General features: G+C 61.7%; 22 protein-coding genes. 10 read left to right on the top strand and 12 right to left on the bottom strand.

The genetic code is table 11. The annotated features are described in order from the left end of the window. Positions 1-57: 57 nt before the first annotated feature. Complete coding sequence (locus M1D99_RS00740; RefSeq protein ID WP_047226692.1) at positions 58-543, top strand: acyl-CoA thioesterase; 486 nt, start codon at positions 58-60, stop codon at positions 541-543. Between the two features lie 201 nt (positions 544-744). Here M1D99_RS00740 and pdxY read toward each other — a convergent pair whose 3' ends face one another. Beyond that, complete coding sequence (gene pdxY, locus M1D99_RS00735) at positions 745-1617, bottom strand: pyridoxal kinase PdxY (RefSeq protein ID WP_250965394.1); 873 nt, start codon at positions 1615-1617, stop codon at positions 745-747. 119 nt (positions 1618-1736) lie between these two features. Here pdxY and M1D99_RS00730 point away from each other — a divergent pair, with 119 nt between their 5' ends. Next, a complete protein-coding gene (locus M1D99_RS00730) occupies positions 1737-2159 on the top strand; it encodes a DUF3301 domain-containing protein (protein ID WP_250965395.1) in 423 nt (140 codons plus the stop codon). A gap of 12 nt (positions 2160-2171) precedes the next feature. On the opposite strand, the gene M1D99_RS00725 is transcribed toward M1D99_RS00730, so the two are convergent. Next, positions 2172-3137 (bottom strand): CobW family GTP-binding protein, encoded by a 966-nt coding sequence (locus M1D99_RS00725; RefSeq protein WP_458131264.1) that lies wholly within the window; start codon positions 3135-3137, stop codon positions 2172-2174. A 27-nt stretch (positions 3138-3164) separates the two neighbouring features. Between M1D99_RS00725 and M1D99_RS00720 the strand changes: the two genes are divergently transcribed. Next, the gene (locus M1D99_RS00720; protein ID WP_458131263.1) at positions 3165-3518 is read left to right on the top strand and encodes an NADH:ubiquinone oxidoreductase; all 354 of its coding nucleotides are present in this window, start codon (positions 3165-3167) and stop codon (positions 3516-3518) included. Here M1D99_RS00720 and M1D99_RS00715 read toward each other — a convergent pair. Next, positions 3515-4165: a DUF1826 domain-containing protein gene (locus M1D99_RS00715; protein WP_458131262.1), complete on the bottom strand. Its 651-nt coding sequence runs from the start codon at positions 4163-4165 to the stop codon at positions 3515-3517. The genes M1D99_RS00720 and M1D99_RS00715 overlap by 4 nt on opposite strands. Continuing rightward, a complete protein-coding gene (gene zigA, locus M1D99_RS00710) occupies positions 4165-5373 on the bottom strand; it encodes a zinc metallochaperone GTPase ZigA (RefSeq protein ID WP_458131261.1) in 1209 nt (402 codons plus the stop codon). Before zigA ends, M1D99_RS00715 begins: the two co-directional genes overlap by 1 nt. Before the next feature lie 143 nt (positions 5374-5516). Here zigA and M1D99_RS00705 point away from each other — a divergent pair, with 143 nt between their 5' ends. The 5 genes from M1D99_RS00705 (at position 5517) to M1D99_RS00685 (ending at position 9341) form a co-directional block, all read left to right on the top strand. Next, a complete protein-coding gene (locus tag M1D99_RS00705; protein ID WP_434573460.1) occupies positions 5517-5909 on the top strand; it encodes a glutamine synthetase in 393 nt (130 codons plus the stop codon). 117 nt (positions 5910-6026) lie between these two features. Then, positions 6027-6923 (top strand): GTP cyclohydrolase FolE2, encoded by an 897-nt coding sequence (folE2, locus tag M1D99_RS00700; protein WP_458131260.1) that lies wholly within the window; start codon positions 6027-6029, stop codon positions 6921-6923. Next, entirely contained in the window at positions 6920-7588 is a 669-nt protein-coding gene (locus M1D99_RS00695) for a metal ABC transporter ATP-binding protein (RefSeq protein WP_458131259.1), read from the top strand. The genes folE2 and M1D99_RS00695 overlap by 4 nt, the downstream gene beginning before the upstream one ends. Further along, positions 7588-8454 carry a metal ABC transporter permease gene (locus M1D99_RS00690; protein WP_434573454.1) on the top strand — a complete coding sequence of 289 codons (867 nt, stop codon included), beginning with the start codon at positions 7588-7590 and terminating at the stop codon, positions 8452-8454. The genes M1D99_RS00695 and M1D99_RS00690 overlap by 1 nt, the downstream gene beginning before the upstream one ends. Positions 8455-8465: 11 nt before the next feature. Next, on the top strand, positions 8466-9341 hold the full coding sequence (locus tag M1D99_RS00685) for a metal ABC transporter substrate-binding protein (protein ID WP_434573452.1): 876 nt from the start codon (positions 8466-8468) through the stop codon (positions 9339-9341). Positions 9342-9493: 152 nt separating this feature from the next. On the opposite strand, the gene M1D99_RS00680 is transcribed toward M1D99_RS00685, so the two are convergent. Beyond that, positions 9494-10015, bottom strand: coding sequence for a DUF3617 domain-containing protein (locus M1D99_RS00680; RefSeq protein ID WP_434573450.1), 522 nt, complete (start codon positions 10013-10015; stop codon positions 9494-9496). 141 nt (positions 10016-10156) lie between these two features. Here M1D99_RS00680 and cls point away from each other — a divergent pair, with 141 nt between their 5' ends. Then, positions 10157-11596, top strand: coding sequence for a cardiolipin synthase (cls, locus tag M1D99_RS00675; RefSeq protein ID WP_458131258.1), 1440 nt, complete (start codon positions 10157-10159; stop codon positions 11594-11596). On the opposite strand, the gene cfaB is transcribed toward cls, so the two are convergent. From cfaB to M1D99_RS00650, 5 genes are all read right to left on the bottom strand, one after another. Next, the gene (gene cfaB, locus M1D99_RS00670) at positions 11593-12780 is read right to left on the bottom strand and encodes a C17 cyclopropane fatty acid synthase CfaB (protein ID WP_434573446.1); all 1188 of its coding nucleotides are present in this window, start codon (positions 12778-12780) and stop codon (positions 11593-11595) included. The genes cls and cfaB overlap by 4 nt on opposite strands. A 183-nt stretch (positions 12781-12963) precedes the next feature. Next, positions 12964-14883, bottom strand: coding sequence for a heavy metal translocating P-type ATPase (locus tag M1D99_RS00665; RefSeq protein WP_434573444.1), 1920 nt, complete (start codon positions 14881-14883; stop codon positions 12964-12966). Beyond that, entirely contained in the window at positions 14880-15932 is a 1053-nt protein-coding gene (hflK, locus tag M1D99_RS00660; RefSeq protein WP_458131257.1) for a protease modulator HflK, read from the bottom strand. The genes M1D99_RS00665 and hflK overlap by 4 nt, the downstream gene beginning before the upstream one ends. Next, complete coding sequence (gene hflC, locus M1D99_RS00655) at positions 15929-16969, bottom strand: protease modulator HflC (RefSeq protein ID WP_186706496.1); 1041 nt, start codon at positions 16967-16969, stop codon at positions 15929-15931. The genes hflK and hflC overlap by 4 nt, the downstream gene beginning before the upstream one ends. Beyond that, the gene (locus M1D99_RS00650) at positions 16966-18927 is read right to left on the bottom strand and encodes an SPFH domain-containing protein (RefSeq protein WP_458131256.1); all 1962 of its coding nucleotides are present in this window, start codon (positions 18925-18927) and stop codon (positions 16966-16968) included. Before M1D99_RS00650 ends, hflC begins: the two co-directional genes overlap by 4 nt. Before the next feature lie 219 nt (positions 18928-19146). Here M1D99_RS00650 and lpdA point away from each other — a divergent pair, with 219 nt between their 5' ends. Beyond that, positions 19147-20547, top strand: a complete 1401-nt coding sequence (gene lpdA, locus M1D99_RS00645) for a dihydrolipoyl dehydrogenase (RefSeq protein WP_458131255.1) — start codon at positions 19147-19149, stop codon at positions 20545-20547. Positions 20548-20725: 178 nt separating this feature from the next. Here the strand turns inward: lpdA and M1D99_RS00640 are convergent, their stop codons facing one another. Beyond that, positions 20726-22876 carry a hypothetical protein gene (locus M1D99_RS00640; protein ID WP_458131254.1) on the bottom strand — a complete coding sequence of 717 codons (2151 nt, stop codon included), beginning with the start codon at positions 22874-22876 and terminating at the stop codon, positions 20726-20728. Next, on the bottom strand, positions 22863-24056 hold the full coding sequence (locus tag M1D99_RS00635; protein WP_458131253.1) for a DUF3142 domain-containing protein: 1194 nt from the start codon (positions 24054-24056) through the stop codon (positions 22863-22865). The genes M1D99_RS00640 and M1D99_RS00635 overlap by 14 nt, the downstream gene beginning before the upstream one ends. Between the last annotated feature and the right edge of the window lie 121 nt (positions 24057-24177).

Here is a 24177-nt window from a genome sequence, read left to right as displayed (position 1 = left end):
TCACCAGCATCCGCAGAGGTGCACTCCCGAATGACTGCCTTGAACCGTGAGTACGTTATGGAACCCGGAAACGCCCAGCTGTCGATGACGGTGTTGATGACCCCCGATATGGCCAACTTCTCTGGCAATGTCCATGGCGGCACCTTGCTCAAATACCTCGATGAAGTCGCCTACGCCTGCGCCAGCCGCTATGCCGGGCGCTACGTGGTGACCCTGTCGGTTGACCAGGTGATCTTCCGCGAGCCGATTCATGTCGGCGAACTGGTGACCTTCCTGGCCTCGGTGAACTACACCGGCAACACGTCGATGGAAGTGGGCATCAAAGTCGTGACCGAAAATATTCGCGAACGCTCGGTGCGTCACACCAACAGTTGCTTCTTCACCATGGTTGCGGTGGATGACCAGCGCAAACCCGCTGCCGTGCCGCCCTTGCAGCCGCAAAACAGCGAAGAAAAGCGCCGCTACGAACAAGCCCAGCAACGGCGGCAGATTCGCCAGGAACTGGAGAGGCGCTACCAGGAGATCAAGGCGGACGGGCCTTAACTGGAGCGACTGTCCATTCGACCGAGTCGCCCCTTTCGCGAGCAAGCCCGCTCCCACAGTTAACCGAGTGCCTTTGTCGCGGGCCATCGACACCCAACTCGAGTAGGTGGGAGCGGGCTTGCTCGCGAAAGGGGCATCACATTCACTATCAATGTCGCTGTTACACCGCTATCGCGAGCAGGCTCGCATGGCCTGCATTGATCAGAGGCTGATCGGCACCGCCTCGAACCGCACCCGTGGATGGGCGATCCGGTCCTGGGCACGGACCAGTTCAAGTTCATAGCTGGTGCAGGCCTGGGTTTCCAGCAGCACTTCGTGCACCGCAGCGGCGGTGAATTCGAACGCCGCCACCAGGCTGTCCCCCAACAGTATCCGTGCCAGGAACAACCCCGAGGTCAGGTCACCCACACCCACCGGCTGGCGCGGGAAAGCCAACAGTGGACGGCGCAGGTGCCAACTGCCCTCGGCGGTCACCAACAGCATTTCGAAGCTGTCATCGGGTTTGCCGGGGTAGGCCAAGTGCTTGACCAGCACCGCTTTCGGGCCACGGGCCAGCAGCGCGCGAGCCATCGCCAGGCAGTCCAGCAACGACTGCGCCTTGCGCCCGGAAAAACTGTCCAGTTCCAGTTGGTTCGGGCACATGAGGTCCGCCACGGCAGCGGCTTCTTCCAAGAGAAATTTGCTCACCTCGGGCGCCACGATACAGCCTTTCTCTGGATGCCCCATGACCGGGTCACACAGGTACAGCGCCTTTGGATTGGCCGCCTTGATCCGCGCCACGCCCGTCAGAATCGCCCGCCCCTGGGCCGCGCTGCCCAGGTAACCGGATAACACCGCATCGCAATGCCCCAGCTCACCGATGGCGGCGATGCCTTCTACCAATGCAGGTATTTGCTCGGGCGCCAGCACCTCGCCGGTCCATTGGCCGTACTGGGTGTGATTGGAAAATTGCACGGTATTGAGCGGCCAGACGTTCACACCGACCCGCTGCATCGGAAACACTGCGGCGCTATTGCCGGCGTGCCCGAACACCACGTGGGACTGAATGGCAAGCAGATGAGGCGTACGTTTCATGCGGGAAGTTTCCGTAAAACGATTGAAATTCAAGCCGCGCAGTATGCGACTAAACGCAGCCTGTACGACAGACCGGCGAGACAGTTAAGCTGACAGCAACTTGTCGGAGCACTTCGTTCATGCTGACCCTTGGAAATATTTTCGTGCTGATGCTGCTGGCTAGCGGCGGCGCCTGGCTGTGGCACAACCATGGCTTGCGCGAACGGGCGTTGGCGAGGGTCATGCAGCATTGCGCCAACCTCAAGATCGAGCTGCTGGACGGCAACGTGGCGCTGAAAAAAATCGGCTTCGTAAAGGACGCCAATGGTCGACGACGCCTGGCTCGCGTCTACACCTTCGAGTTCACCGTCACCGGCGAAAGCCGCCATTCGGGCACCATCACCCAGTTCGGTGCCCACAGCGCACACATAGAACTGGCGCCCTACCCGATGCCGTTCGAAGAAACACCACCAACCCCTATTGAACCGGTCCAGACCAGGCCCAGGGCCGAAGTCATCGAGTTGAGCCAGTGGCGCCAGGAACACAACAAGTGGAAGCCTTGAAACAGGGTTGATTCAGGCACACCGGCAGTTCGCCAGACCGGCTTGCAGGTGATCGACGTCTTGCGGCTGATCGAAAATCAGCTCGATCCGGGAATCCTGGCGCCATTCGCTGGCCTGCCAGCCCAGCGCCGCCCCTTCTAACGCATTGGCTGAAACCCAACCGTCGAGGCTGTGGATAACCATCTTCGCCCGTTTCCAGTCTTGGCCTTGTAGCCATCGCGTCAATGCCGCTGCGTCGAATTGCTGGCTGGGGTGCCAGCGCCAACCAATACTCCAGCCACCTTCCTGCTGCTGATACAAACAGATCGGCATCGTCGGGTCGGGCCAGATGGCCGGTATCTGGCCCAAGCGCTTCGGTAGATTCAAGTTATCCACAGCCCCACTGCCCCGAGCCGCAAGGCCTGGCAATCGATCGATCGGCAGCGCAGCCTGTTGCGTCCAGTACAACGCCCGCCCTGGCAGTTGAGCCGTCAACCGTTCGCGATCGGCTTGGGTGAGGGTGTCGGAGTTGTTCAGCACCAGCAGTCCGGCATCCGCCAAGGCTTGTTGCTGTGCATCGGGCAAGGGCTTGCCGTCCACCATCGCCCGGGCATCCAACACCAGCACACAGGGTTGCACCGCCAGCACGCCGAGCCATGGCGCTTCGCTCAACTGCCGCATCAACTGCGCCGGATGTCCCAAGCCCGAGGGTTCGATGAACAGCCGATCCGGCCGGGCCTTGCGCAGCAAACGCCCAAGACCGATCTGAAACGGCGCGCCATTGACGCAGCACAAGCAGCCGCCGGCCACTTCGCCCAGTGCGATACCATCGCCAGCCTGGGTCAGCAGCGCGGCATCCAGGCCGATCTGGCCAAACTCATTGATCAGCACCGCCCAGCGCTCATTGGCCGGGCGTTGGGCCAGCAGATGTCTGATCAGGCTGGTCTTGCCGGCGCCCAAGGGACCGGCGATGACATGGGTGGGAATGTGCTGCAACATAATCGACGACTTTCGATGGAGGTGAACATGCGGATGATCGGCTGGTTGTTACTGGCATTGACGTCGAACCAGGCATTGGCCCAGGCCTGTGTGATCCACAGCCAGGCGGAACGACTGGATGTGAAAGTCTGCCAGCAGAACCGCAACATCCCGCAGAAGCTGTTTGCCGACGGTTTCTGCCAGCCAAACCTTGCCGGCCAGAAAGTCGAGGTGCAATACGTCGATCAATGCCCTGGCGGCGCGTTCGGCGTGTGCAGCAACGCCCAGGTCGCCAATATGCCTTACCGCCAGGATATTCACTATTACGGCGTGGCGACCGATGCCGCTTACCTGCAGCCATTTTGTGAGGGGAAAAGCCAGGGAACTTGGCTCAAGCCTTAAGCCAGCCAGTCCAGCGTGAGAATCAGGCGACGCTCTCCCGGCGCGGGCTCCGGCGAGCGATGGATCAGGCCAAACCCCTCATTACCGTGCCATTTCTCGCCTTTAAGCAAGCCGACATCACCGCAACCAAACTGCTGGATCACGCGCGGATCAACCGGCCCGGCTTCAGGCTGTGCCAGGCGCCGGCGGTCCATGACCTCTTCCTTAAGCCACTGGCTACCGACACCCGCATAGGTAGTCAGCAACCGCACCGGCACGTGGTCGACATGGAAGCGCGGGCACATGGCCTTATCCAGGGTGCGTAGACGCAAACCGACACGTTGGGCGCCCAGCAGGCAGGTAAACGCGCTGACGAGCCAGGAAACATCGGCGATAAAGCCTTCATAGCCCTGCAGGTCGCTGAAACCCGCAGCCAGGCCGTGCAGCGCCGGCTGGGTGTCTTCCTCTGGCAAGTCGAGCACACGGGATTCGGCCAGTGGCTGGTCCATCGCCAGCACCATGGCGGCAAAATCGCCGATGTGTGCAGGAAGCTGCCGCTGCCAGACTGCCAGGTTGGTGCCGTCCTCCAGGATCTTCGTGAAGATGCCTGGCGTGTCGCCTTGGACCTGCCGGACCTGCATCATTTTTTTCAAAGCCGGCGCCAGCATCACGCTGCGACCCCTTCATGCCATGGGCCGAACGGATCGGGCAACAGCCGCCAGCTTTCAACGCCGAGGGCCATTTCCGCATCGGTGAGCAGGCAATCGTCCAGCTCAGCGGTAAGTTGGGCAAAATCGATGTCCTGGCCAATGAAGACCAGTTCCTGGCGACAATCGCCCGTGGCGGCCAGCCAGTTCTTCATGATTGTCACCGTGCTCTCTTCATCCTGCGGCCATTGATTCTTCGGCACGAACCGCCACCAGCGCCCGGCGAAACCATGCCGCATCAAGCCACCCGCCTGGGACCAACTGCCCGCCTCCTCAGGCTTGCTGGCCAGCCAGAAAAAACCCTTGGAACGCAGGAGCTTGCCGTTGGGCCACGGACGGTCGATGAAGCTGAAGAACCGTTGGGGATGGAACGGCCGGCGGGCACGGTAGGCAGTCGAGGCGATGCCATATTCCTCGGTTTCTGGCACATGTTCGCCACGCAGTTCCTGTAGCCAGCCGGGCGCCTGGGCGGCGCGTTCAAAATCAAAAAGCCCCGTGTCGAGAATTCGGCCCAGGGGCACCTCTCCCATGACCATGGGAATGATCTGTGCCTGGGCGTTGAGGCGCCGCAAAATCGCGCTCAACTCTTCCCGCTCGTGCTGGCTGATCAAGTCGATCTTGCTGATCAGAATGACGTCGGCAAACTCGATCTGTTCGATCAGCAAATCGGTGATCGAACGCTCATCTTCTTCTCCCAAGGTTTCGCCCCTTGAGGCCAGGCTTTCGGCAGCTTGGTAATCCAACAGGAAGTTCACCCCATCAACCACCGTGACCATGGTGTCGAGTCGCGCCACGTCGGCCAGGCTTCGGCCTTCTTCATCACGAAACGTGAAAGTTTCCGCCACGGGCAACGGCTCGGAGATCCCCGTGGATTCGATCAACAGGTAATCGAAACGCCCTTCCCTGGCGAGCTGCCCGACTTCTTCAAGCAAGTCCTCACGCAGCGTGCAGCAGATGCAGCCGTTGCTCATCTCGACCAATTTCTCTTCGGAACGACTCAGGGTGACATCTCGCTGGACTTCGCTGCCATCGATGTTGATTTCGCTCATATCGTTGACGATTACGGCGACCCGCAAATTGTCGCGATTACGCAGGACGTGGTTGAGCAGCGTGCTTTTACCGGCACCGAGAAATCCGGAAAGCACGGTTACGGGTAGGCGATTGGGCATCGGTATATCCTCATCGGGCGGCCGCTTCGACGACGGCTCGTTTCCAGGGTTTGGCTGGGTTCAGGGCCTGGTTCTTTTTATGTTATAGTATAACAACACTATTCAACCAGCCCCGCCGGCTCTCATTGGCCCGAGATCAATCCATGCGCAACCATCTGAAATTTGTTTTGGCGGGTCCGCTTTTGCTATGGGCGCTGAGTGCGGCGGCCCAAAGTCCACTATTGGCGAACTGCACCCGAAGCGCGAATTTGCTGGCCTGCGTGGATGAACAAGGCAATGCCTACAGCGTCGCGACCGCGGGAAATACAATTTATTTGCGCGGTTTTGAAGCCGTCGGTCGCCGCTATTGGGCGCAAACAAACAGCCGTTACGGTCAGCTTACGTTCTTTACGGGCTTGGCATCGGATGGAGAAAGTTGGGTTGGCTACAGCCGGCGTGTGGGCTGGACAACCCTTAATCGCTTTTCAAGCTCGGGCGGTAGCGGCGGATCATTTGTATGCGGCCGTATGAACGGCTGTCAGGCTTCACCGCGCTGATGTTTCACGTGGAACATGAACGTTTAGGAAGATGAAACTCCCTTCATGGAAAAAGGCTTCTTTAATTATACCGTTATACTATAACATCTAATTTTGAACCTTCGATGGGTCTCAGCCATGAATGCGTTAACGTTGCCCGACGTGGCTGCGCAGGTTTCACGTCAAACCCTGCCCCTTGATTGGGTGGGCATGTGTGGCATCGCAACACCGGTATTGATTGACGGTCAGCGTCTAAGTGCGACGGCCGACGCCGGCGTCAGCCTTGATGACGGTGAAGCACGCGGTATCCACATGTCACGTTTATACCTGGCGCTAGGGTTGCTTGAGGAAAGGCCACTTTCACCATCGCTAATGCGCCAAATCCTGAAGCAATTCCTCGACAGTCATGAAGGTTTGTCCGTTGCGGCTTCGCTCAGCGTGCACATCGATCTGCTGCTCAAGCGTCCGGCGTTAATCAGCCCGTTGATGGGCTGGAAAGGCTATCCGGTGAGCATTGAAGCTCATTTGAAAAACACAATGTTCCACGTGGAACTGAAAATCCAGATTCCCTATTCCTCGACTTGCCCATGCTCGGCCGCCCTTTCGCGGCAGTTAATTCAGCAGCAATTCGTCGACGATTTCGCCAACAAGAAACTCGAGCACGCTGAAATTCTGGCTTGGTTGGGTTCATCGAATGGGATCGTCGCCACCCCACATAGCCAGCGTAGTACCGCAACCCTGACCCTGCGCCTGGACGCCGATGTTGAGGAATTGCCCCTACAGTCGTTCATCGACGAAGCCGAAGCAGCCCTCGGCACCGCTGTGCAGACCGCCGTCAAACGCGCCGATGAACAAGCATTCGCCCTGGCCAACGGCCAAAACCTGATGTTCTGCGAAGACGCTGCGCGGCGACTGAGCACGGCCCTGGCCCGGTCCCCCGGGATCACTGCCCTGGAGGTACGCGTCGTTCATGCCGAAAGCCTCCATGCCCATGACGCCGTGGCTCAAAGCCGTTGGAACCGAGACCTATCATGATCAACTGCCAAGCACTGCGCTGGGGCATTTCCGGCCAACCGCTCACGCCGCCGCTCGCCATGGAGCGACCGGAAGGCAGCCTCACCGCCATCATCGGTGCCAACGGCTCAGGCAAAAGCAGTTTGCTGAAAGTGCTCGCAGGACTGCAAAAACCGCTCTCCGGCAAGGTCGCTCTAAATGTTCCACGACGTGGCGGCGTCTCATTCATGCCACAGCAGCAACATCTGGATCGGCAATTTCCCATCAGCTTGCAAGAACTGGTGGCCGCCGGTTCCTGGGGCAATCGGCACACGCCTGCGATGCGAAGACAGTTGCTGCAAACCGTACTCAAGGATTGGGCACTGAGCGGCCTTGAACATCGTCCCTTGATGGCGTTGTCCGGGGGCGAGTTGCAACGCGCCCTGCTCGCTCGCCTGAGCCTGGCCGAAGCGCCTTTGCTGTTGCTCGACGAACCCCACGCCGCCCTCGACGAACAAGGCCAGGCGCTGCTGTGGAAACACATTCATCGATGGCATGCCGCGGGCAGAACGATCGTGGTGGTGTGTCATGATTTGGCAGCGGTACGCCAACATGTCCCCCATACGCTGCTGATCAAAAACACTGGCTGCGTGCTGGGTCGCAGTATCGACTTGATTGCCCAACAACCCCAAACGTGGGTGGCTTGATGCTCACGGCCACGCATTTCTGGCAACCCTTCCTAGAGTTTGTCTTTATGCGTCGGGCCTTGCTGGGCGGCCTGGTGTTGGCGTGCAGCACGGCGCCGTTGGGTGTGTTCTTGATTCTTCGGCGCATGAGCTTGATTGGTGACGCGGTGGCTCACGGCATTTTGCCTGGCGCTGCCTTGGGCTTCTGGTTTGCCGGACTAAGCCTGCCAGCGTTGACCATTGGCGGCCTGGGCGCGGGCTTGAGCATGGCCGGACTCGCCGCCTGGATTACCCGCCGCACCGGCCTGCGAGAGGACGCCAGCCTCGCGGCGATTTATCCCATTTCTTTGGCCGCGGGTGTGCTGATCCTTGGCATGGCGGGCAAACGCCTGGACTTGCTTCACCTGCTGTTCGGCTCGGCCTTGGCGGTAGACGGACCGACACTCAACGGCATGCTGTGGGTTTCCGGCGCCAGCCTGGTGGCGATGGCGTTGATCTATCGACCGTTGCTGCTCGATACCCTGGACCCGCTGTTCCTGCAAACCGTCAGTCGTCTCGGTCCGTTGGCCCATGGCGTGTTCCTGACCTTGGTGGTGCTGAACCTGGTGATCGGCTTCCAGGCCATCGGCGCACTGATGGTGGTCGGCTTGATGATGCTGCCGGCCGCCGCGTCGCGATTCTGGAGCCGTCGTCTGCCGCTGCTGATGCTCATCGCCGGGCTGCTCGGTTGCCTCTCGGTCTGGCTTGGCCTGTTGCTGTCCTTCTATTACTCACTGCCCAGCGGGCCGTCCATCATTCTGGTGGCAGGCGTGTTGTATCTGTTGTCGGTGGTGTTCGGTCCGGTGCACGGTTTACTGCGCCGCCCGCCTTTGCTCACATCCCAATGAGGTGTCTCCCGATGCGCGTTCTGCTCGTGCTACTCAGTCTGATGCTGTCCATGTCCCTGTCCGCCGCCGAAAAACTTCAGGTCGTGACCAGTTTCAGCATCCTCGCCGACATGACCCGGCAGGTCGGCGGTGAGCATATTCAAATCACCAACATGGTCGGGCCGGACGCCGATGCACACACCTACGAACCCACGCCAGACGACGCCAAGGCATTGCTCAAGGCAAAACTGATCATCAAGAACGGCTTGGGCTTCGAGCCGTGGCTGGACCGCCTGGTGACCAGCACCGAAACCAGCGCCCCGGTGATCAGCGCCAGCCGCGGCGTTATTCCGCGGTCGTTGGAGGAGGATGGCGAGACCATTCCCGATCCGCACGCGTGGCACAACCTGGCGAACGCCGAGCTGTACGTCAGCAACATCACCAAGGCACTGGAAGCGGCCGACCCGGCCAACAAAGCCGATTACGAACGCAACAGCCAGGCGTACCTGAAGAAGATCTACGCCCTGCTCGCCGAAGCCAAGGCCAAGCTCGGCGCATTGCCTGCCGGTAATCGCAAGATCGTGACGTCCCATGATGCATTCGGTTACCTGGGCCAGGCCTACGGCATCGAGTTCATGGCGCCCCAGGGTTTGTCCACCGAGCGTGAACCCTCGGCGGCAGAAGTTGCGGCGTTGATTACCCAGATTCGTCAGGCGAAGGTCAAAGCGGTGTTCATGGAAAACATCAAGGACGCGCGCCTGCTCAAGCAGATCGCCGACGAGAGCGGCGCCCACATCGGTGGCACGCTGTACTCCGATGCACTCGCCGCCAGCGGACCGGCCAGTACGTTCACTGGCCTGTTCGAGTACAACCTCAATACATTGTATGAGGCGCTGAGTCGGCCTTGATCAAGCACTTGTGGTAAGGCTGCCCTTACCAAGCACTTGTGGGAACAAGGCTTGCCCGCGATGAACGATGACGCGCTTGGCGATAAACCAAGTTGCCCGCATCGCGAGCAAGCTTTGCTCCCACAGGTTCACCAAGAGATTACGTTTACGATTCAAGCCCTCGGCTTGACCGTTCCGCAATCCTGCCCCAGCCACACCGCGCGCGTGTCGAGGCTGCCATTCTGCTGGATGCCGGTGGCGTTAAAAGTACCGTTGACCTTGGTGGTGAATTCACGATCGCTCTGGAACGTAGCGATCCCATTCCCCTGGGCTTTCGGGCAACTGAAGCGAAACTTCCACTGATTGCCGGTGCGCTCGGTAATCTGCTGCTTGCAACCCGATTGCGGGTCTTGCAGCGGAATATCATTGGTCTGCACCTGCGCCGGGGTCAGGCACACGCGAATACCTTTACCGCCCATGGTGATCCCCTGCTTTTCCAGCATCGCCCGTTGCTCTGGGGTCATCTGGGTTTGCAACTGGCCGAGGATCAGTTGCAGGTCCGGCAGGTTCTGGTTATCGACCTTTATGTTGCTAGTGGTCAATTCCCACAAACCCGGCTGGAGCATCTGCGCCTGAGCCGCCATCGGAACCGACAAACCCATCGCCAAGGCCACACCCAGCAGACGAACATTCATTGCACAAACTCCAGAGGACAAGTGGCCGTTAGACGCCACCGACAGGCTTCGGTTCAGGGCCAAGACCTGTGAATTAAATAGCGACATTCACCTTGGAACATGGTCTGTTAAGCATTGAAACTTCAGGAGCAAGGCTGCCCCATGGATTATTTCGGCCCGCATGTTTTCGGTTACCTGATCGCGCTGCTCCATACCCTGGGTTCCATCGCCGCTGTCCATGCCGTACTGACGGTACGCACCGCCCAAGGCTCGATTGCCTGGGCCCTGTCGCTGACCTTCATTCCCTACCTGACGTTGATTCCATATCTGGTGTTCGGCCGCAGCACCTTCGATGGCTACATCAAGGCGCGCCGGCAAGCCAACGAGGAAATGCGCAAGGCGATCTCAGAGCTGAACTGGCGGCCGTGGGTCGAAGAAGCCCTGACCGCTCGCGCCTCCCAGGCCTACGCTTCATTGCGGGCCATGCCGAAACTGGGGCGCGCACCGTGCCTGGCGAATAACCAGGTGCGGTTGCTCGTCAACGGCCATGCCACGTTCGAAGCGATTTTCCAGGCCATCGACCAGGCACGACAGGCCGTGCTGATTCAGTTTTTTATCATCCATGACGACCGCCTCGGTCAACGCCTGCACACACTGCTCTTGAAAAAAGCCGCCGAGGGCGTGGTGGTGTATCTGCTCTACGACCGTATCGGCAGCCACTCCCTGCCCCACCGTTATGTGCAAGCCTTGCGCGACGGCGGCGTCCATGTAAAAGCGTTCGCCACCCGCAGTGGCTGGCTCAATCGGTTCCAGGTCAACTTTCGCAACCATCGCAAAATCGTGGTAGTGGACGGTGTGCAGGGGTTCGTCGGCGGGCACAACGTCGGTGACGAATACCTGGGCGAAAAACCACCCTTGGCGCCGTGGCGCGACACCCACGTCCAAGTGCGCGGGCCGGTGGTGGCAAGCATGCAGGAGTCGTTCGCCGAAGACTGGTTCTGGGCGGCCCGTTTGCTGCCTCCATTGATCCTGCCAGACAGCTACCCAGACGACGGTGTACTGTGCCAGTTGCTGGCCAGCGGCCCGGCCGATGACTATGAAACCTGCTCGTTGTTTTTTGTCGAGGCCATTCACGCCGCCAGCGAACGCGTGTGGATCACCACGCCATACTTCATCCCCGACGAAGCGGTGTTCGCCGCCTTGCGCCTGGCGGTACTGCGCGGCGTGGATGTGCGCATCCTGCTGCCCTCACGGCCCGATCACAAGATCGTCTACGCAGCGTCCAGCCTGTATGCATTTGAAGCGGTTCGGGCCGGCGTGCGGGTGTTCCGTTATGCGCCGGGTTTCTTGCACCAGAAAGTGGTGCTGATCGACCGGGAAATCAGCGCCATCGGCAGTGCGAACCTGGACAACCGTTCGTTCCGCTTGAACTTCGAAGTCATGCTGCTCACCGTGGATATTCCGTTCGCCAGCGAGGTCGAGCAGATGCTTGAAGAGGACTTCGCCCAGGCCCAGGAAATCGACAAACAGGAAAGCCGGGAGACCCACCGCCTGCAGAAGATCGGCATGCGAATCGCCCGGCTTATTTCGCCGATTCTTTAAGGGACGTAAAGATCGTCCCGGGTCCAGGGTAACTCGTGACTGCCGTCGGCGTGTGCCTTCACCGCCAGGATCTGGTGCAGATTGATCCAGCCCTTGGCGAACGCGTAGGCGCAGCCGGCCAGGTACAGTCGCCAGATCCGTAACGCCTGCTCCGACACTTCCTTGGACGCCGCCTCAAGGTTGTCCTCCAGGCGTTCACTCCAGTGATCGAGGGTGCGTGCGTAGTGCATGCGCAGGCTTTCCACGTCGACAATCTCTAGCCCGGCTTCGCTGATCTGCGCGGAAATCATCGACAGGTGCGGCAACTCACCGTTGGGGAATACGTACTTCTCAATGAACTCGCCAGCGCCGCGACCGACCGGACGCCCATCGGTGTGCTTGGCGGTGATGCCATGGTTCATCACCAACCCACCCTCTCGCACGGCGCCGAACAACGTCTTGCAGTACTGCTCGAGGTTGGCATGGCCGACATGCTCGAACATGCCGACGCTGACCACTTTGTCGAAGCGGCCGTCCTGGGGCAGGTCGCGGTAATCCAGCAGTTGCAATTCGACCTGACCCTCCAGGCCTTCGGCCTTGACCCGTTCCCGGGCCAGGGCCAACTGCGCCTTGCTCAGGGTGATACCGAAGACCTTGGCACCGAACTCCCGCGCGGCGTATCGCGCCAGACCGCCCCAACCGCAACCGACGTCCAGCAGGTAATCGCCTGGCTGCAATCGCAGCTTGCGGCACAGATGACGGAATTTGGCTTGCTGGGCCTGTTCGAGGGTTTCGCTGCCCGTCTCGAAGTAGGCACAGGAATAGACCATGTCACTGTCGAGCCACAGCTGATAGAACGCGTTGGAAAGATCGTAGTGGTAGGAGATCGCCTTGGCGTCGGTTTCCTTGTCGTGGACGGAACGTACCGGCTGGTTACCGGCATCATCCTCCACCAATGCCTGGCTCAATTCATCGCAGACCCGAATGACTTCGTGGATCGAACCTTCGAGTTCCAGCTTGCCTTCGACAAACGCCGCCCCCAATGCGTCCAGGCTGGGGTGGGTGAATTGCGCGACCATTTGTGGGTCCTTGACCACAATCGTGACGCTGGGATCGGCACCCAATGAAAATTCATGGCCATCCCAGAGCCGCAGCCGAAGCGGGAGATGCAGATTCTGTAAGGCCGGTGGAAGTTGCGCGAGCATGGATAATCCCCCTTGTTTCAGACGTCTGAAATGAGGGTAGACCATGTTAGAAAAATAGCTGGCTATCGAATTTATAGCCTTTTTCTATCGCTGTCCCATAACACTCCCTGTGACGGGTAAGTCCCGCGGCGGTATGCCCTCTCCAACAGCAGACTGCGCGTGTGACGCACAGTTCGCCTGGAGCTATCCAACGGTGCCTTTCGCTTGGACCTTGAGCAATGGCTCATGGAAGCGCAGCAAGCGCCCGGCATTACCCAAGACTAGCAGCGTACTCAAATTGTGCAGCAACGCTGCGATCATCGCCCCCGCCGCGCCAAGCCAACCGAAAGCGGCAAAAGCAACGATGGCCAACGTCCAACCCAAGCCAATGATCACGTTGACCTGCAGCGTGCGTCGGCACTGGCGACTCAACCGCACGCAGGTGCCGAGGCGCCGCAGGTCGCTGCCGATCAACACGATGTCCGCCGACGCCAGGGCGATGTCGGCACCGCCCGCGCCCATGGCCACACCTACCACCCCGGCCTTGAGCGCCAGGGAATCGTTGATGCCATCGCCTACCACCATGGGGCGGAACCCATGGTCGATTTCAGCCATGACCCGTTCAAGTTTGTCTTCCGGCAAGGCCTGGGCTTGCACCTCGCCGATGCCGACGTCCCGGGCCAGGGTCGCGGCCACGCTCTGGCGGTCGCCGGTCAACAGCAGCTGGCGGCCCAGACCCAAGTCCCGCAGTTCAGCCATGGCCATCTGCGCCTCCGGCTTGACGCTATCGGCCAGCAGTAGCCAGGCAAGAAATTGCCCGTCCAAGGCCAGCCCGGCAATCGGACCGTCGTGCTCAGGGATCGCCGATGTTTGAATGCCCAGCTGTGCAAACAATTCCGGCCGACCGAGGGCCGCTTCCCCCTGTGCGGTCATGGCGACCACACCCAGCCCTTGGCGCTCGCGGATATCCCACAGCGGCAGGCCATTTTCCTGTTCCACCAACCCCGCCAATGCACGACTGACCGGATGACTGCTGGCCGAACCCAGGCTGGCGGCCAATGGCAGCAACAATGATGCGTGGGCATCCTGGGCACGTTCGATGGATTGCAGACGCAGCACGCCGTAGGTCAAGGTGCCGGTCTTATCGACCACCAACGAGGTCAGGTCCGCCAGCTCTTCCAGGAAGGCCGAGCTGCGGATCAGGATCCCGTGGCGGGCCGCCACCGCAATGCCGGCAATGGCCGTGGCTGGCGCCGACAGCACCAACGCGCAAGGACACGCCGCCACCAATACCGCCAACATCGCCTGGGCATCGTTGGTCACGAACCAAGTCACCGCCGCCAACAACAACACCAATACCAAATAGCTGCCGGCGTAGCGCTCCAACAAACGGGTAATGGGTGGCTTGGAACGTTCGGCGTTTTGCATCAGGGCAATGACTTTGCCCAGGGTGGATTCTTCGCCGGTGCGGGTCACTTCCAGGCGCAGCAGGCCATCCAGATTGATCGCCCCGCCATAGACCTCGGTGCCAACGACCGCCTCCAGCGGCACCGATTCACCGGTGATGGGCGCGGTGTCGAGGCTGGCCTGGCCAGACAACACCCGGCCATCGGCCGGCACTCGGTCGCCGGCGCGCACCTCGACGACATCGCCAGGCTGGAGAGTCGCGTTGTCGACATCAATGATCGAGCCATCGGCCTGCACTTTGCGACCTTGGCTGCGGGTCAATTGGCCAAGGGCATGGATCGCTTCCTGGGAACCAATGACACTGCGCTCTTCCAGCACATGGCCGAAGATCATGATGATCGGCAGTAACGCCGCCGTCAGCAGGTCGTCGGTGGCCCAGGCGCCGAGCATCGCCAGGGCGATCAGTTGGTCAGTGATCCCGTGCAGGCTTGGGTAACGCAAGCTGTACCAGGCCGAACGCATCACCGGCACGGCCACCAACAGCGAGGCAAACCCCAACAGCAGTTGGCTGACACCGCTCTGCTCCGGCGACCAGCCGCGCCATGCCAGGCCCAATGCGAGCAAGCCGAGGGCGACCATTGCCAAGGTCAATTGCCGAACTGCGGTGCGTTGTTCCGCCGAGGACAACATCGGTGCTGCGGGGGTTTGGGCGCTCATTGGCCGGCTCCCTGGATGATCAGACGAGAATCGTCTTTTGGGTCGACCGTGGTCACTGAACCGGCCTGTCGAAGGATGGCGGGCATGCGTTCGCGATACAGGCGCAGCAGCATTTGCGAATCGCTGCCTTGGGTCTTCGCCAGGCCGAGCACCGTGGCCGTGTCGGCCGAAGCCCTGGCGAGCCGTTCGCTGGCCTGGGCATGGGCGACTTGCACGGCACGGTCTGCGTCTTGGCGAGCGGCCTGGGTGAGTTTTTCCGCTTCGGTGCGGGCGTTGGCAACGGCTTTGTCGGCCTGCTGGCTGGCGGTCAGCACCGCATTGAACACACTCACCGCCGGCCCCGGCAGACTCGATTGCACATCGACCCGCACCACTTCGATGCCCAGCCCCTGCCCTGTCGCCGCCAAATCAGCCAAGCGTCGGTTAAGCCCTTGCACCAGATCACCCCGCAAGCGTTCGCGCCGTTCGGCGGCCTGGTTATCGCTGCCCATCAGTTCGGGGCGCGCCACCAGAATAGTGTCGAGGTCCCGGGCCGCCGTCAGCGCCACGGCACTGCGGGTCGCCAACCGATCCAGTGCCGGCAGGACATGTTCGCCTTGCAAGACGAAAGCGTAAGGGTCGGTGACTTTGTAAAACACGCGCACATCCAGTTGCACCACGCCGGCATCACCGGTCAATAAATAACCAGAACCGGCCAACGCATCGCTGACCGGCGTGGCGAAACTGGCGACACGATCGGCTTGCAGGGCCGCATCCGAGCGCAGCAGATTTTCCACCCGCCGCTCAAGCACCCGATCCGCGGCTGGGAGCAGGATCACTTGCTCCACGGGACGCGGCCACGCCAGTAAGAGACCGGCATTCTGGACGCGATCCAAGGCGCCAAAATGCAGGACCACCGCGCGATTCTGCGGATCGATTTGCCGCACATTGGAAAAAACCCAAGCCAACGCCGCCAACACCGTCACGGCGTAAAGCGCCAGGAACGCCAGGCGCCCGGCCTGGATCCACGGACTGGATAACTCATTTGTTCCACGTGGAACCACACTCATGGTTGTGTTCCACCTTTGCCTTCCACGGAAGCAGGGCCGTCCACCAGCACACGGAACGGCGCGGCATCGGTGCGCAAAATGAGCTTGGTGCCAGGACCGACGATGGTGCCCAAGGTGTCCAGCGAACGGAGCAAGTTGTAGAGCTGCGGGGAGCCAGCGTATGCCCGACCATAAATCTCGGCCGCTTCTACCCGGGACTGCGCTTCGATATCGGCAGCTTTCACCGTTGCATCAGCTTGCACCACCCGGGCATCACGTTCCGCGGCGGAGCGAATCTGCGCCGCTTCCCGCTTGCCGATGGCGGTGCGCTCGGTGGCGATTGTCTCGCGCTCGGCTCGCATGCGATCCACCGTTGCGGTCAGTGTCACAGAGGGCAAGGTCAAGCGCTCGATGCCGACTTGCAACACACGCACGCCGTAAGTAGTGAGCAATTGTTGATCGATCTGCTGACGCAGCTGGGCTTCGAAATCGGCGATGCGCACCTGGCTGGCATCGGTGTTGACCAGGTTCGCCAAGTCGAAACTGGCGGCCGTGGTTTCCAGCGCCGAGCCGACAAACGTGCGGATCTGTCGCGCCGCTTCGTCCGGTTGGTTCTGCACTGCGCGCATGAAACGCTGCACGTTGTCCGGATCACCCTGCACCTGCCAAGCCACATACGCCTGGACGATAATCCGCAGTCCGTCGCGGGTACCGACGTCCTGCAGGCCGCTGGATGTGGTACGCAATCGCAGGTCCACCGGGATCGCCGCCTCGAACGGCATCGGCCAGCGCCACCCCAGGCCGGGTTGCAGCAACACCCGGGCCGGATTACCGAAACGGGTAATGACCGTGGCCTCCCCCGAACGCACCTGCACCAGGCTCGCGGCCGCGACGGCAAATGCCACCAGCAGCGCCGCCCAGCCCATCCGTCGCCAAGGAAACGGACCGGCTTGCTGCGGATCGCCGTGAGGGTGGTGATGATGGCCGTGGTGATGACCGCCATGGCCGTGATCGTGACCGGCGTGGTCGTGGTGACCGTGTGAAGAGGACTGGCTCAATGGGCAGCTCCTGGTGAGGCAGGGTTACGCGGCGACGCGGGGTCGGCCGGCAGCGCGAAGGTACGCAAGTCGATGGTCGGCGCGTTGCCGCCGTCGCCCAGGCGATGATCGAGAATCAGCAACTGGGCATCGCCGAGGCCCTGGCTCAGTTGGCTCAAATAGTGTTCCAGCATAAAAGCGTGCCCCGCCGTGGCGTAGGCTTTGCGGTCGGCGCTGAAACGCAAATCGGCCGCCCGGGCGGTCGCGTTTATTTCCTGGGCCGTGGCAGTGGCCTGGTCATGGGCGATGCTGGCCTGCAACTGCGCTTGGTTGGTCTGTTCCGCCGCCGCACCACGCTCCCGGGCGATCAATGCTTGGGCGCCGATCTGCGCTGCCTGCACGCCGTGGTAGGCATTGGCTGCACCGGCCGGCGGATGAATCGCCTCCACCACCGTCGCCAGGATTTCCACACCGCTGTCGAGCGACTGCAAATCCGCCTGCACGGCGCGACCAATTTCGTCGGCCAGACTGACACGGTCCGCACCCAGCAAACCATCCAACGTGCGCGAAGCAAATTCATGCACCAGGATGCGGCTAGCGGTGCTGCGGATCAGCGTTGGCACATCGGCGCTGTTGTAGGTCGCCGCCAATGCCGCGGCGTCAGTCAGGCCGATGCGATAGACAAACCGCACGTCCATGTTGACGATCTGGAAGCTCTGTTGATCGGCACGACGGCTGGCAATGACCTGGGATTTGTCGTTCACATGGCTGGCGTCCCACAACCGATTGGCAATTGCCGGCGCCGGGCCTTCCGCCGGCGCAGCCTCGACTACCGCCTGGTTATCCATGACGCTGGTCGCCAACTCATGCACAACACCGTTCTCGACGTTGAGCACCCTGCCCCACGGCCAAGGCAACGCGACGTGCAAGCCGGGGCCGAATACTTCTACCGGTTTACCGAAACGCTCATAGATGCCCCGCCCTTGCAGCGGCACCTCATGTACGCCCGTCAACAACCAGCCCACCAGCGCCACCAGCGCCAACACCGGCAAAATAGCCCGGCGCATGTAGCTGAAGGCCCAGACCTGGCGCAGATCGATGCCGAAACGGTTGTGCAGCTCATGCTGCAAGGCTAGCAACGGTTGCGGCGGCCAGCGCAGCAGATCGGCGATGACGCTGCGCCCCAGCAGCGTCGGTTCCAGGCTGTCCCGGCGCGGAATAAACAACGACAGCACCGCGCGCAGCAACAACTCTGCCGCCACCAACCCTGGCAACAGCCCCATCAGTACCGCCAGGCGCAGCGGCCAGAGAGACGTTTCGGTGGCGAACAGCAAGCACAAGGCACCGAGCACCAGCCCGATGATCGCCACTCGGGTCAGTTGCGCCAGCGCCGGCGCTTCCGGCCATTGCGCCGTGGATTGCTGAGCCAATTGCCGCTCGAATACCAATAACCCGAACGCCAACAACAACGACAGCACCGCCCCCACACTGGCCGAGACCCCGAGGGTGGCAGCGGGCAGTTGCAAGTCCCAGGCTTGCTCCAGGCTCAGTAATACCAGCACCGCCCAACCGGCCAGCCACAGCGCAGGCGCACCGATTTGCTTGAGCAGGCCGACCGAGCGTGCGCCGATGCGGTCCAGCAACCGCTCATACCAACCCAGGTTATCAACAGGCACGTTTTCAATCGGCAGGTTATCCACAGCCGGCAACAGCGCTTTGCTGCGCCATAACGTCACCCACCAGGCCGATTGCAAGCCTGCCACCAGCACCAGTAGCCCCGCGCCTTGGCTGACCAACAAGGCTGGCCACAGTGATTGCGGCGAAAACACCCCGATGAAAAACGCCAGTACCAGGCCCACGCCCGCCACGCTTCCCAAGGCGAAGGCGATCCGTTTCAAGCGGCGCCCTTGGAACGACGCTTGCTGAAAACGCGGCCATTCGGCGACTTGTGCCCCCTCGATAGCTAGATCGACTTGCATACCACCCCAGCACTTGTGGCGATCAAAATCCGGGCCCGTGGGCAGACGCCACCGACACTCTGTTATAGGTCGTTACCTTATAACGATTGCTGTGAAATTTCCGTTTTGAATTCTTCATGGCAAGGCCCCGCTGGCCGCTTGACTTAAGCCTTGACCGAAATCTCCGGAAACGCTCATATTACGAGCATAATTTTTCTCAGGCCAAGCGGGAGAACAGCGATGAGCAACTACGACGTGGTCATTCTGGGCGGCGGCCCTGGCGGGTATAACGCGGCGATTCGGGCCGGGCAGTTGGGACTGAAGGCCGCCTGCGTCGAAGGCCGAGCGACCCTGGGCGGCACCTGCCTGAACGTTGGTTGCATGCCCTCCAAGGCGCTGCTGCATGCCTCGGAACTGTACGAAGCGGCCACAGGCGCGGAGTTCGCCAACCTGGGCATTGAAGTCAGCCCCACGCTCAACCTTGCGCAAATGATGAAGCAGAAAGACAACAGCGTGGCGGGCCTGACCAAAGGCATCGAGTTTCTGTTTCGCAAGAACAAAGTCGACTGGATCAAAGGGTGGGGCCACATCGACGGGCCGGGAAAGGTGACCGTCACCGCTGACGATGGGACCAAGGCCGAACTGAGCGCCAAGGACATCGTCATCGCCACCGGCTCGGAGCCCATGCCGCTGCCAGGCGTGACCATAGATAACCAACGCATCCTCGATTCCACCGGCGCCTTGTCCCTGGGTGAGGTGCCCCGGCATCTGGTGGTGATCGGTGCTGGTGTGATCGGCCTGGAACTGGGCTCGGTCTGGCGGCGCCTGGGCGCCCAGGTCACCGTGGTGGAATACCTGGATCGCATCTGCCCGGGGGTGGACGCCGAAGCTGGCAAGACCTTGCAACGGGCCTTGGCTAAACAAGGCATCCAATTCAGGTTGAGTGCGAAGGTCACCGGCGCCGCTACTTCGGCCAGCGGCGTGCAATTGCAGGTCGAACCGGCGTCGGGCGGAGAAGCACAGACCCTGGACGCCGACTATGTGCTGGTCGCCATCGGTCGTCGCCCCTACACGCAAGGGCTGGGACTGGAGAACGTCGGGTTGAGCACCGACAAACGCGGCATGCTCGCCAACCAGCGTCACCGCACCGAAGCGCCCGGCGTCTGGGTGATTGGCGACGTGACGGCCGGACCGATGCTGGCCCACAAGGCCGAAGACGAAGCCATGGCCTGCATCGAACAGATCGCCGGCAAGGCCGCCGAGGTCAACTATGGGCTGATCCCCAGCGTCATCTACACCCGCCCGGAACTGGCCAGCGTCGGCAAGACCGAAGAACAACTCAAGGCTGAAGGCCGGGCCTACAAGGTCGGCAAGTTTCCGTTCACGGCCAACAGCCGGGCCAAGATCAACCACGAGACCGAAGGGTTCGCCAAGGTCCTGGCCGATGAACGCACCGATGAAATCCTTGGCGTGCACCTGGTGGGCCCGAGCGTCAGCGAGATGATCGGTGAGTACTGCGTGGCCATGGAGTTCAGCGCCTCGGCCGAGGACATCGCCCTGACCTGCCACCCCCACCCTACCCGCTCGGAGGCGTTGCGCCAGGCGGCCATGAATGTGGAGGGGATGGCGACGCAGATGTAGGAACAACGCAAAGCTGGAGCGAACAATCTTTTGTGTCGAGGGAGCTTGCTCCCGCTGGACCGCGAAGCGGTCCCCATCGTTTCCCAGGTCAGGCAGCGGACTCGCAAAATGACGGCCGCTGCGCAGCCGAGCGGGAGCAAGCTCCGTCGCCACAATTTGTGTTCGGCTGGCCGTTAGTTTAGCTGGCCGACATCCGCGCCTTGCGCCGGCGCCGGCTGATCAGCCCCAACGCCATCGCCACCACCAGCACGGCCCCTCCCACTTGCAGCCAAACCTTGTAAGGCCGCAGCGTCGAGCGGATCGGGTCCAAGGCCTGGGTCACGTAGCGTTTGTTCGCAGAGCTGAAATCCGGTTCCTGGCATTGATGGCCGAAATCCCCGGCCCAAACCACATACGGACCGTCCTTCACATAACGCTGGTACAACGCGCTTTGCTCTTCAAGGCTGGAGTTGTATCCCACGGCTTTGCACAGCACCGCCGCAAACGCCTGGCTGGTGTGCGGCAGATAATCCGCCGCTTGGCTCGCCAGCGCCGTAGCGACAAACCGATAGTGATAACGCACGTCCGGCTGCGCGGCGCTGGCCTGCTGGCGTTGCACTTCCCCTTCGGCCACCAGCGGCCCGACCTTCAGCTCGACCGGTTCCAGGCTGTAGTTGCCGCCCAGGCTGGCGTAATCCGGCGCCATTTCGTAACCCAGCAGCTCCATGCCCCATTCGCGCGCCATCCGGGATGCGTAGTAGTAGGCCTCGGCCCGCCGGGTTGGCCACCATTTGGACTCTGCATCCTGGCGCAACTGCCCATAGGCGCGGGCCTTGTTCTGCAGTTCTGGGTTATCGAAATAAGCCGGCGCCTCATCAAAGCGCCCTTCCCTCAGCAAACGCCGACCCAGCAGATTGCGCAGGCTCGCAGCCACGGGCAGCGGCACGTAGTTGTCTCGATCCGCCTGGCTCAACGCCGGTGGCGCCGGGACTTGGACGTCGACGTACTGCTTGAGCTCCTCCACCGTGAGCACCCGCTCGGCGACGGCGGCGGCGTCGTACCAATAGTTGCCCTGGCCGCGATAGAGCTGATCGAAGGCTTGCAGATAATCACCGCGCTGCAAGGCCAGGATTGCGCTTTCACCCTCGACCCGGCACTTGGGCTGCACCGACTCGTAGTTCCAATCCGGTGTACGACGGTTGCCCCAGGACTCATCGTTCGGAAAGGCCTGGGCAGCCTTGGCATAAGCTGCCGCCGCGGCCGCCTTGTCGCCATCGCGCAAGGCCAGCTTGGCGCGCAGCCACCAGGCCAGGCCTGTGTTGGCAGCCTTCTGCACAAATGCCTGGGCGCTGGCGTAATCGCCGTGCTGGTAACTCACCGCCGCCAAACGGTCGGCATCGTCCAGGTTGTCCCGAGCGTTGGCCTGTAACAGCTTGACCAGCCTTTTCTCACCCGACGGTTCTTCACCGTCCCACCAGCCGACGCGGCTGAGCAGATAGGCGGTGACCAGTCGTTGCACCGACTTGGTCTTGAGCAATTCACTCAAGCGTTCATCTGGCTGGACGCTCAAGCCTTGTGCCAATTGCAGCAACGAGCTGTAGCCGACCGGTGAGCCTTGCAGGTTCTGGATCGCGTACAGGCCGATGGCGCTGTCCCAGTCGTCTGCGGTGTAGGCCACCCGGGCTTCTTCACCGAGGCTGGCGATACCCAGTTCCAACGGATCGCTGAAGCCGGCAATGCTCATTTCCCGGGCCTGGCGAAACGCTGCGCGCGCCTGGTCCTGCAAGGCCACGGGGTCCCCACTGCCCGCCTCGGTGCTCACGGCGAACAAGGCCCGTCCCAGGGAATACGCGGCCCAGGTGCTACGCAACCGACGTTGATCAGCCGGCAATGCCAGCAATTGCTGGAAGGCTTCCACGGCGCGCTGATGTTCTCCGACATTAAAAGCCGCCGCGCCGAGCGCATACAGGCGCAGCTCGTCCGGCAGATTCGCCGCTTCAGCCGCCACCTGGTCGATGTCAGTCAACGCGCGCAAGCGCTCCACCACCGCTTGTTGCGGCGGTGTCAGGCCAATCTGTTCGGCCTTGGTGCGTTGCTCCACGTAGGAAGGCAGGTCGTCATAGCTGTAGTCCGGGTTGCGCGTCGCCTCGGTGGCCGGCTTGAGTCCGGCAATCGCCTGGCCGAGACGGCTGACCTCGAAGCGAAAGCTGCCCTCGGGCAATTCCGCCAGCGTCTGGGCGCGGTTATCCAGCAGGCGCATCGGGAAATCCGGCCCGCAGGCCAGCACCGGGCCCAACGGCAGGCACAGGCTCAGGCACAGCAGGTGACGAGGCCACTCACGGGTAAACATTGAAACCTCCTTGGTCGATTTTCGTACAGCGCGCCCAGCCGATTGCCCGTTGGCTACCCGCCGCCAAGCGGCCTTCCTGAATGCGGGTGAAGGTAAGCAGTCCGGGGGTTTGTTGCAACGTATAACCAGCCAGGGCATCGACACCGTCACAGGCGCCGACAGTCAGCGTCAGGCGCTGGGGCCAGGGACTGTCGAGATTGCCCTGGTTGACCAGGCGGATATCGTACAAGCCGTCCTGCTGCTGCCACTGCAACGCCAGGCGACTGTCCAGATGATCGCCCCGAGCGACAGCACCGAGCGTGATCAGGCTCCATGCCCGCCGGTCACCGGCCAAGGGCAGGCGAAACCAGATCAGCCCGGCAAGATGTTGCGGCGGATCGGCCCGCAAATCTGCCGCAAGCCCGGCCACTTGCTGCGGATCGGCCAGCAATTCCTGACGCTCGCCGCCGCGGTCGATCGGCACTTCACTTTCCACCACCGGCATGCCGCTCTCCTGGGTCAGCAGCGCCACGCCGTAGGCCGGCAGGGCCAGGTAAAACGGCCGCGAGGTGAGTTCACCCCAGCGTTGCGCCCAGCGCCGGGCCTGTTTCGGATCGAACAGGCCTTGCCGTGGATCACTCACCGCGTGGACCTGCAGCACGCTGCTGTCCACCGTTTCCAGCAACCCCGGCAATGCGGGGCTGTCGAGCCAGGCCGGTAGCGCCGTGATGCTGAGCCGCAGATTGGCCGGCAGGCTGTGCCGCAGTTGGCCGAGGAATTGTCCATAGGCCGGCAACCGCGCATTGCCAGCATCATGGTCGATCTCCACGCCCACCGGGATCAGGCCTTGGGCTTGCCACTCGCCCAGCACTTGCTGGATTTGCGCGATGACGTCGTCCTGGTCCAGGGCCTTGAGCTGGCCGTCCAGGCGAATCACGGCGATCAGCGGACGGCCGTCCGCCTTGAGCAAGGCCGGATCGATCCGCGCACGACGCCAGCCCGCCCCGGGAAACGCCTGCAACGCCAGCACCCGCAACGTGGAAAAGTCACCCTGGCTTTGGCGCAGCGCCAGCCCGTGGGCCGGGGTCCATTGGCGTTGCCAAATATAGAGCTGTTGATCGAGGGCCGGCGCCGGAGATTGTTCGCAGCCCCCTAGAAGCAACGCGGCGAGGGCCAGGGCGAGCCGGGAAAGAAACGTCATGAAGCCTTACCATCCATAAAAGTCTGGCAGATTACGCCCCCCGGATCCTGGCGAATATCTGTGGCGAGGGAGCTTGCTCCCGCTTGGGTGCGCAGCGCCCACCAAATGGGGGTCGCTTCGC

The sequence above is a fragment of the Pseudomonas sp. R3-41 genome (genome assembly GCF_054161485.1).
The sequence above is the reverse complement of the archived record's forward strand: the minus strand, read 5'-3'. Positions and strand labels throughout refer to the sequence as shown.